11 protein-coding genes are annotated in these 8,680 nt (G+C 37.2%); 4 read left to right on the forward strand and 7 right to left on the reverse strand.

The features are described 5' to 3' along the window. Positions 1–103: winged helix-turn-helix transcriptional regulator (locus tag ABZA26_RS03235; protein WP_372713092.1), on the forward strand; the 103-nt coding region annotated here is incomplete at its 5' end. Positions 104–141: 38 nt separating this feature from the next. Here ABZA26_RS03235 and ABZA26_RS03240 read toward each other — a convergent pair. From ABZA26_RS03240 to ybaK, 5 genes are all read right to left on the reverse strand, one after another. Further along, positions 142–765 (reverse strand): epoxyqueuosine reductase QueH, encoded by a 624-nt coding sequence (locus tag ABZA26_RS03240; protein WP_372713093.1) that lies wholly within the window; start codon positions 763–765, stop codon positions 142–144. Between the two features lie 73 nt (positions 766–838). Further along, positions 839–1,366 (reverse strand): NUDIX hydrolase, encoded by a 528-nt coding sequence (locus ABZA26_RS03245; protein ID WP_372713083.1) that lies wholly within the window; start codon positions 1,364–1,366, stop codon positions 839–841. Between the two features lie 10 nt (positions 1,367–1,376). After that, on the reverse strand, positions 1,377–2,132 hold the full coding sequence (locus ABZA26_RS03250) for a TrmH family RNA methyltransferase (protein WP_372713084.1): 756 nt from the start codon (positions 2,130–2,132) through the stop codon (positions 1,377–1,379). A gap of 42 nt (positions 2,133–2,174) precedes the next feature. Beyond that, positions 2,175–2,756, reverse strand: coding sequence for a hypothetical protein (locus ABZA26_RS03255; RefSeq protein ID WP_372713085.1), 582 nt, complete (start codon positions 2,754–2,756; stop codon positions 2,175–2,177). A gap of 21 nt (positions 2,757–2,777) precedes the next feature. Next, a complete protein-coding gene (gene ybaK, locus ABZA26_RS03260) occupies positions 2,778–3,251 on the reverse strand; it encodes a Cys-tRNA(Pro) deacylase (RefSeq protein ID WP_372713086.1) in 474 nt (157 codons plus the stop codon). Between the two features lie 149 nt (positions 3,252–3,400). Between ybaK and ABZA26_RS03265 the strand changes: the two genes are divergently transcribed. The 3 genes from ABZA26_RS03265 (at position 3,401) to htpX (ending at position 7,226) form a co-directional block, all read left to right on the forward strand. After that, positions 3,401–4,885 carry a phytoene desaturase family protein gene (locus ABZA26_RS03265; protein ID WP_372713087.1) on the forward strand — a complete coding sequence of 495 codons (1,485 nt, stop codon included), beginning with the start codon at positions 3,401–3,403 and terminating at the stop codon, positions 4,883–4,885. Positions 4,886–4,887: 2 nt separating this feature from the next. Then, positions 4,888–6,093 carry an AarF/UbiB family protein gene (locus ABZA26_RS03270; protein WP_372713088.1) on the forward strand — a complete coding sequence of 402 codons (1,206 nt, stop codon included), beginning with the start codon at positions 4,888–4,890 and terminating at the stop codon, positions 6,091–6,093. A gap of 293 nt (positions 6,094–6,386) precedes the next feature. Continuing rightward, on the forward strand, positions 6,387–7,226 hold the full coding sequence (gene htpX, locus ABZA26_RS03275; RefSeq protein ID WP_372713089.1) for a zinc metalloprotease HtpX: 840 nt from the start codon (positions 6,387–6,389) through the stop codon (positions 7,224–7,226). Positions 7,227–7,264: 38 nt separating this feature from the next. Here the strand turns inward: htpX and ABZA26_RS03280 are convergent, their stop codons facing one another. Further along, on the reverse strand, positions 7,265–7,663 hold the full coding sequence (locus tag ABZA26_RS03280; RefSeq protein WP_372713090.1) for a cupredoxin domain-containing protein: 399 nt from the start codon (positions 7,661–7,663) through the stop codon (positions 7,265–7,267). A 66-nt stretch (positions 7,664–7,729) separates the two neighbouring features. Next, positions 7,730–8,680, reverse strand: a 951-nt coding sequence (locus ABZA26_RS03285) for an iron-containing alcohol dehydrogenase (protein WP_372713091.1), incomplete at its 5' end; no start/stop codon positions are given.

Genomic DNA, 8,680 nt, shown 5'->3' on the forward strand with positions numbered 1-8,680 from the left:
AAGGGTCGAATATGAGCTTACTGAAACAGGTTATAAGCTTTTTGAAATAATTCACCAGCTGGAAATCTGGGGGGAAGACTATATTAGGGAATTTAAGAGTTAAAAAAAGAGGGTCTTTCAGACCCTCTTTACATCTATTATTTATTGCTTTGTTTCTCTTTCAACTTTTGAAAATACACAGCCGCAGTAGTCCTGTCTGTAAAGATCATGATCTCTAGAGAGCTCCACAGATCTCTTATACCCGTTTTTCTTTTTGAAATCTCCTGTGAGGAATTTTACACCGTATTTTTCTTCAAGCTCTTTCCCTATCTCATTTATCTTCTGAGCATTTTTCAACGGGCTTATTGAAAGCACAGTGGAAAAATATTCAAATCCCATCTCTTTGGCTTTTTTGGCAGTATCTTCAAGCCTCAGACGATAGCACCTGAAACACCGCTCTCCCCCTTCTTTGCAATCCTCTAGTCCCTCTACATATTTTAAGAAATCTCCTACATCGTATCTTCCCTCTATAAGCTTGATCTCATTTTTTACCTTCATATCCCTGTTAAAGGCCTTTTGTTCCTCCAGTCTTTTGCTGTATTCTTCCTTGAAAGTTATATTGGGATTATAAAAATTTATGGTAATCTCAAAATAATTGCTCAGATATTCCAGTACATAAGAGCTGCAAGGGGCACAGCATGAATGGAGCAGAAGTTTGGGAGTTTTTCCAGAATGTTTTATACCTTCCAATACTTCTTCCAATATTTTTTGGTAATTAATTTTCATCATTTATAAATACCTCTTAATTTTCTCATATAATATTCTGAATTAATGATAATTTTATCTCTCTCTAGTTTTTTTATTTAAGAGAAGGTGTCCCTAATATTTCAAGGTGTTTCATGGCGAGTATGGATTTCCCGTCTACCAGGTTCAGACCGTCTAGTTCATCCAGAGAGGCTTCTATTATTTCCAGAAACTCATCTTCATCTAGAGACTGTTTTGTCTTTACCAGAGATCTTGCCAGAAATATATGAGTTTTAGATTTTGATATTCCCGGACTGGAGTAATACTCATATATTTTTTCCATACTTCCTGCCCTGTATCCTGCTTCCTCTTCCAGTTCTCTGTAGGCTGTCTCTTCAGGGTCCTCACCTGGCTCTATAAGACCTGCAGGTATTTCCAGGATAAAGTCCTGCACTGCAGGTCTGTACTGCCTTACCAGGATAACCTTGTTATTATCTGTAAGTGCTAATATCCCAACTGCATCTACACCCTCTATAAAACTCCACCACACCTCTTTCCCACCAGGGAGTCTCAGCTTTTCCTGTGATATCTCAAAGTGGTCATTTTTGTAGACAATTTTCTTATCCATATGCTTAAATTTCATATTAATCCCCCTAAATCAGAAGCTCTCTGAACTTATAAAGAACTATTCCTGAGGCCACAGCTACATTGAGAGATTCTGCTGATCCATAGATAGGTATGATGACCTTGCTGTCACTGGCTTCTATTATTTTTTCAGATACGCCCTGACCCTCATTTCCAAATATTATAGCATTTTTGGGTCCGGGAGTCATCTCTGTATAGGATATTGCATCTTCTCTCAGGGCAGTTACAGTGGATTTATAGCTTTTTTCACTCATAAATTTTATAATCTCGTCCTCTTCCATATATATGAAGTTCATATTAAAGAGGGAGCCCATACTGCTTCTCACAGTTTTTTCATTGTATACATCCACGCTTCCCTTCAGGAGAACTATATCTTTATATCCCGCTGCATCTGCTACCCTTATTATAGTTCCCAGGTTTCCGGGATCCTGTATTCTGTCGAGGACTACTATATTATCCCCTATAGCTTCTATAGAGGTCTCACACATGGGATATACGAGAATTACCCCCTGTGAATTTTCCTGAGAACTAAGCTCATTAAAGAGTGCTTCAGAAAGGATATATTTCGGGCAGCTAAATCTTTGTGCTTTTTCGATATATCTGTCGTCTCCATCTCTCAGAAGGACAGCCCACGGGATCTTTTCAAAATCTAGAAACTTATGACCCTCTGCAATGAAGAGCTTTTCTTTTTCTCTGTATTTTCTTGTCTTAAGTTTTTTTATTGTTTTATAGAGTTTATTCTCTTTGCTTTTTATGTATTCCAAAATTTATCCTCCAGATAACAGTTATCAGAATAATTATATCTTTTATTGCTGATAATTATCAAGTTTTTTTATCTTTTCAAATAAAAACTCCAAATCTATGTCATCCGGGTCCTGTTTTTTTGATCTTTTAAAATTCTGAAGGTGCCAAAAGCCTTTCTTTCTTATATATAACTTAGATGAACTTTTCCCCAGCCAGTGTGCAGAGGGTTTATAGCATTCTGCACATTCCAGGTATTTTATAAATTTTCTCACCATTCTTTTTCTCACACGGGAAGATCTGATTTTTACAAATCCTATCTTCATGTTTTGCTTCATATACTCATCTAAAAAGGCATTTATCTCTTCAGAGCCTTTGAGATTTTTATATCTTTTCTGTACTGCCCTTCTCATATTTTTTCTAAAAGATGAAGGTCCCCACAAGACTTCTTTGATTTTGTTGGGAAGGTTTCCCTTTTTCTTATTAAAGCCCATACGGACTATTCTTGCGAAACCTTTATAGGACTCCCCGTCCTCTGTTATAAAATATATACCATCACCTGGAATATGGACATCATCAATATTCCTTATATGGCATTTTGGCACCTTATCCACTAAGCTATGAAGTCTCTCACATTCAAGACTCATCATTAAAAGCCCCCTGTTTAACTATACAAAAGATATTGATATAACATCTGCATTGAGCATTTTACCGAGTTTTTCAGGTTCTAGCTCTATCTGCACCCCTCTTTTACCTCCACTTATGAGTATCGTGGGAAATTCCATTGAACTTTCATCTATGTAAGTGGGATATAGTTTCTTCATACCAAGGGGGGAACATCCTCCCCTTATATATCCCGTTATTTTCTCCAGGTCCTTCATAGGAATCATCTCTACCTTTTTATTCCCACTTACCTTTGCCAGTGTTTTCAGATCCAGCTCTCTTTCTCCTGGAATACAGGCTACAAGGTAACCTGTCTTATCCCCTATAAGAACCAGGGTCTTAAAAATCCGTCTTATGTCCTGTCCTGTTTTTGCAGCTGCTGATACTGCACTGAGATCATCTTCATCTACAGGATACTCTGCTATTTCATATTTATATTTTTTTGCGTCTAAAAGACGCATAGCATTTGTTTTTTTCATTAAGTATCACCTCATTATTAATTATAGCACAAAAAAATATAAAAAAAATCTGTTTGTGATTTTTTTATTTTGAAATTAAATTTTTATTTTTATCATAAAGGAATGTCACTGATTCTATATAAAATAAGTGTATAGGGGGGGATCAAACTATGAAAAAAGTTATTATTATAGGAGCCGGACCCGGGGGCCTTGCTGCAGGTATGCTTTTGGCATCTAAAGGGTATGATGTAAATATATTTGAAAAGCGTGATCATATCGGGGGAAGGAATTCCCTTCTGAAAGTAGGAGACTTTTCTTTTGATTTAGGACCTACTTTTTTTCTAATGAAATACATACTAGAGGAAATCTTTACCGAAACCGGAAGAAATCTCAAAGATTATGTAAAACTCATGGAACTAAACCCCATGTACAGATTAAAATTCTCAGATAAAAAAGAGTTTTATCCTTACTCTATGGAAAATAATGAAAAAATGAGAGAAGAGATCCAGAGAGTTTTTCCAGGTGAATATGAAAATTATATAAAATATATCGAGAGGGAGGAGAAGAAATTTCAGAGTCTCCTTCCCTGTCTTCAGGTTCCCTATGACAGTTTTCTTGATTTTTTAAAACCTAATTTTATGAAAAGTCTGCCTTATCTTGATGCACATAAATCCATATATAATGTCCTGAGTGATTATTTTACAGACGAGGAACTCAAGCTTTCCTTTACATTCCAGGCAAAATATATAGGAATGTCTCCCTGGGAAGCCCCTGGAACTTTCAGCATAATATCCTATCTTGAGCACAAGTTTGGTGTATATCATGTAGAGGGCGGGCTAAATAAACTTTCCAATGCCATGGGGAAAGCTATAGAGGAAGAAGGCGGAAGAATATCATTTTCTGATCCTGTAAAAGAGATCCTTTTTGATGGTCATAAGGCTATAGGGGTACTACTAGAAGACGGCAGGGAGGTCTTTGGAGATCATATAATAATGAATGCTGATTTTGCACAGGGATTAAAGAGCCTGGTTCCTGAATCACTTAAAAATAAGTACAGAGATACCAGACTTTACAAAAAAAAATATTCCTGTTCTACATTTATGATCTATCTGGGCCTCAACAGAATTTATGATAATCTGCCCCACCACAACATTATTTTTGCAGAGGACTATAAGGGGAATGTCGAGGACATGTCCAAAAGAAAAATACTTTCAGAAGATTTTTCTTTTTATGTACAAAACCCGTCAGTAACTGATTCCACCCTTGCACCTCAAGGTAAATCTGCCCTGTATATCCTGGTGCCTGTACCAAACAACAAATCTGACATCGACTGGGAAAAGGAAATGACCGATTATAAAAATAAGGTCCTGGAAGCTTTGGAGAAAAAAGGAAATTTTAAAGGTATCAGAGAGTGTATAGAGGTGGAAAAGGTGATCACCCCAAAAGACTGGGAGACAGAAAGGGACGTATACCTAGGTGCTACCTTCAATCTTGGTCACCAGGTTTCACAGATGCTTGTATTCAGACCTCACAACAAGCTCGAGGGATATGAAAACTTTTATATAGTGGGAGGAGGGACACACCCTGGAAGCGGTCTCCCTACTATATATGAGTCTGGAAGAATCGTATCAAAAATTATTTTAAAGGAGAAATAAAGATGAACGGAATATCATTTTTAAGACTTATAAAATCATTTTATTCATCTAAGCTTCCAAGCCTTGAAAAAATAGAAAAAAAGGGCCTTTTGGCTGTAAAGATAGCTCAGCATTACGCCCTCAGAGTAGATTTTATAAAGGAGGAGATGTGTTATCATCTCTCCAAGCTTTATACTCACAGTTTTCCCTCTGAAAAAAAGAGCCTTTCCCAACTTTTGTCTGGAGACTCTGAAATACTAAAGCATCTCAAATCCTGGGATGAGAACCCATTTTCTTCAGCATCAGTTGGACAGGTACATAAAGCTGTCTTACTCCAAGGAGAAGTGGTGGCGGTAAAAATAATAAAAAAAGAGTTCAGGAAGGAATTTATAGAGGATATAGATAAGATAGAAAGGCCTATGAAAAAGATAGGCTATCTTTGGCCAAAATTTAACAGAATATTTAACCCCATCGGGATAATAGAGAATATAAGAAATTATACATTAGATGAGCTGGATCTCAGGAATGAAGCCAGGGGTATAGAGGTTTTGAGATTATATAAAAATAAATTTTCAAATGATTTTAATCTCTCAAACTTAAAATTTCCAAAGGTGTATCCAGACCTCTCAAGTGAGAAAGTTTTGGTCACTGAATTTATAGAGGGTGAAACCTTCGACTCTCTTTTGAGCAATAAAAAACTCAGTTATGTAACTCTTCTTGAACTTTTCAGACTTCACAGTTTTTATATCTTTAAAATTGGGGTTTTTCACGGAGATATACATCCTGGAAATGTTATTTTAGGGAAAGACGGAAATATCTATCTTGTAGACTGTGCATCCCTCTCTGAGATCTCTTTAAAGCTGAAAAAAGGTTTATTCTGGTTTTTTTATTACCTCAGCCGTTATGACTACAAAAATGCAGCAAAATATCTGCATGAAATGTCTCTCGAAAGATTAAAGGCACCTGTCTTTGATGCCTTTGAAAAGGAGTTTTTAAATCTCTATGAGGATTTTACCATGGCTACAGTTAGTGAGGTAAGCCTTACCAGAAGAATGATGGAAACCATCAAAATGGGAATAAATTTTGGAATGAATTTCGGAGACCAGATGTTTCCTGTCATAAAGAGCCTCATGTACCTGGACGGAATGGTAATGAGATGCAACCCAGAGGCTGTTCTCATGGAAGATATGAGAAAATTCACAGTGATCTTGGAAGAGGATATGAAATAAAAAAAGGCGCTATATTTTTATATAGCCTGCCTTTTTTTTATTTTTTAAAAAGAGATACAATTTTTTTAAATATTTTCTTAAATAAATCCCCGTAAAAACTATCGGTATTTTCCATACAATATCTGCACACTATATCTCCTCCTTTAATAATAGGTTTTTAATATTGAATTTTTGCCAAAGTTATACTGCATGGCAACTTTTATTTTTATTTATCCGTCAAACTTGAAAAAGGTTTACTTTAAAGTGCTAATATGATATCTATATTATATAATAACATAAGGAGAGTGGTTTTCTTGAAGACTTTAAAAACATTTTTATTGATGTTTGTAATGACTATTATACTGATGTTTTTTGGAAACATTTTAGGCGGACAAAGAGGTATGACTATAGCACTTTTATTTTCATTCGGAATGAACTTTTTCTCATACTGGTTTAGTGACAAGATGGTCTTATCCATGTACAAGGCTCAGCCTGTAAATGAAGATTCAAAGGTATATCAAATAGTGAGAAGACTGGCAAGAAATGCTGAGCTTCCCATGCCAAAGGTATACATCATAAATCAGTCTCAGCCAAATGCTTTTGCCACAGGAAGAAATCCTAAACACGCTGCTGTAGCAGTGACAAGGGGCCTTCTGGATATTCTTGATGACGACGAGCTTTCTGGGGTAATAGCCCATGAATTAGGTCATGTAAACAACAGAGATATCCTTATCGGTACCATTGCAGCCTCTATGGCCGGGGCAATAACATACCTGGCTCATATGGCAAGATGGGCTGCTATCTTCGGAAGAAGAGATAATGACAGAGATGAAAATCCTATTGCCCTTATAGCAACAATGATCCTGGCCCCTATAGCAGCAATGCTTGTACAGATGGCTATTTCAAGGACTCGTGAGTATAAGGCTGATGCCTACGGAGCAAAGGTCAGCGGTAACCCCCTATACCTTGCCAGAGCCCTTAGAAAACTCGAGATGTCCAGTAAAAGGATACCCATGTCAGCTAATCCTGCCACATCACATATGTTCATCGTGAATCCCTTGTCCGCAAATAAGCTGGCTTCACTTTTTAGCACCCACCCAAGCACAGCAATGCGTATCCAAAAGCTAGAAGATATGTCTAAAAACGGGTTATGATAAGAATTATAAAAAGGGAGCCGGGCTCCCTTTTTCATTTACTTTACTATGAGCCATCCTCTCATTTTCAGGTGTCCTGAACCACAAAATACAGAACACTTAAATTCATAGGTTCCAGCCTCAGTGGCATAAAACTCTACAATACTCTCTTTTCCAGGTTCTATTCTTTCATTTATTCCAAATCCTTCCAGTTTGAATCCATGTGCTACGTCTAAAGATGTGAGCCTTACTCTTATTTTTTCTCCAGAATTCACAACCAGAATATCCGGATTAAAGCCAAATTTATAAGCCTCCACATCTATCGTTCTGACACCATTTTCCAAATCACCAGATAAACTATAGTACATAGGGCTTATTTCATCTTTGATAACCATCTCCCTGTTTGAACATCCCAAAATAGCAGTAAGCAAAATCAATAAAAAAAATATTTTTTTCATAATCCCCCACTCCCCTTACTCTTTGAAATTTTATATGGCATATCACAGATATTTCCTTTTAAATTTTTACAACGCCATCTCATAGATAGCCATTACATCTTCCTTCTCAAGAGCCTGCATAGTTCCTATAGGACCGTTTTTCACTGCTCTTTCTGCCATTATTTCAAATTTATCATGATCTATACCAACCTCTGACAATTTTTTTGGAGTTCCCAAAGATGTAAAAAACTCTCTTGTTTTTTCTATACTCTTTCTGGCTACACTCATCTCACAGTCGCCCTCTATACCCCATACATTTTTGGCATAGTCCACAAACCTGTGGGCATTTTCCTCTGAAAGAACATAATCCATCCAGTAAGGCGTAAGTATCCCTAGTCCCATCCCGTGAGTGATGTCATACTGGGCACTAAGTTCGTGCTCCATAGCGTGTGTGGCCCAGTCTGTGGACTCTTTACCGCAAGAGAGCATCCCGTTCAGTGCCAGAGAACCTGCCCACATAAGATTTGACCTAGCCTCGTAATTTGTAGGATCCTTTAATGCCACAGGGCCGTAATGTACGACGGTTTTTAGTATCCCCTCCATAAGTCTGCTCTGAAGATAACCCTTCTTATCCGGAGAAAAATACTGCTCAAAAACATGGCTCATTATATCCACAGCTCCAGCTGCAGTATGGAATTTGTTTACTGTAAATGTATAAGTAGGGTCAAGGATTGAGAATACAGGTCGCAGTTTTTCATGACCTAATCCAAGCTTCTCGTTGGTATCCATTTTGGAGATGACAGTATTCCCGTTCATTTCACTTCCTGTGGCTGCGAGAGTGAGTATAGAGGCTACAGGAAGTGCATCACGAAGTTCTTTGAGATTATGGTCTACATAAAAATCCTGCCACACATCCCCATTATATTTTACCTGAGCAGCTATGGCCTTGGCACAATCAATTACACTACCTCCCCCAGCAGCCAGGACAAGCCCTATATCATTTTTTTTACATATTTCGGCTCCTTTATAAACACTTTC

Source organism: Ilyobacter sp. (genome assembly GCF_041583315.1).
Taxonomy (GTDB): Bacteria; Fusobacteriota; Fusobacteriia; order Fusobacteriales; family Fusobacteriaceae; genus Ilyobacter.

What these genes read in the sequence shown, in the direction of transcription:
- ABZA26_RS03240 (WP_372713093.1), bottom strand. Translation starts at nt 765, where the DNA reads ATGAAAATTAATTACCAAAAAATATTGGAAGAAGTATTGGAAGGTATA.
- ABZA26_RS03245 (WP_372713083.1), bottom strand. Translation starts at nt 1,366, where the DNA reads ATGAAATTTAAGCATATGGATAAGAAAATTGTCTACAAAAATGACCAC.
- ABZA26_RS03255 (WP_372713085.1), bottom strand. Translation starts at nt 2,756, where the DNA reads ATGAGTCTTGAATGTGAGAGACTTCATAGCTTAGTGGATAAGGTGCCA.
- ybaK (WP_372713086.1), bottom strand. Translation starts at nt 3,251, where the DNA reads ATGAAAAAAACAAATGCTATGCGTCTTTTAGACGCAAAAAAATATAAA.
- ABZA26_RS03265 (WP_372713087.1), top strand. Translation starts at nt 3,401, where the DNA reads ATGAAAAAAGTTATTATTATAGGAGCCGGACCCGGGGGCCTTGCTGCA.
- ABZA26_RS03270 (WP_372713088.1), top strand. Translation starts at nt 4,888, where the DNA reads ATGAACGGAATATCATTTTTAAGACTTATAAAATCATTTTATTCATCT.
- ABZA26_RS03280 (WP_372713090.1), bottom strand. Translation starts at nt 7,663, where the DNA reads ATGAAAAAAATATTTTTTTTATTGATTTTGCTTACTGCTATTTTGGGA.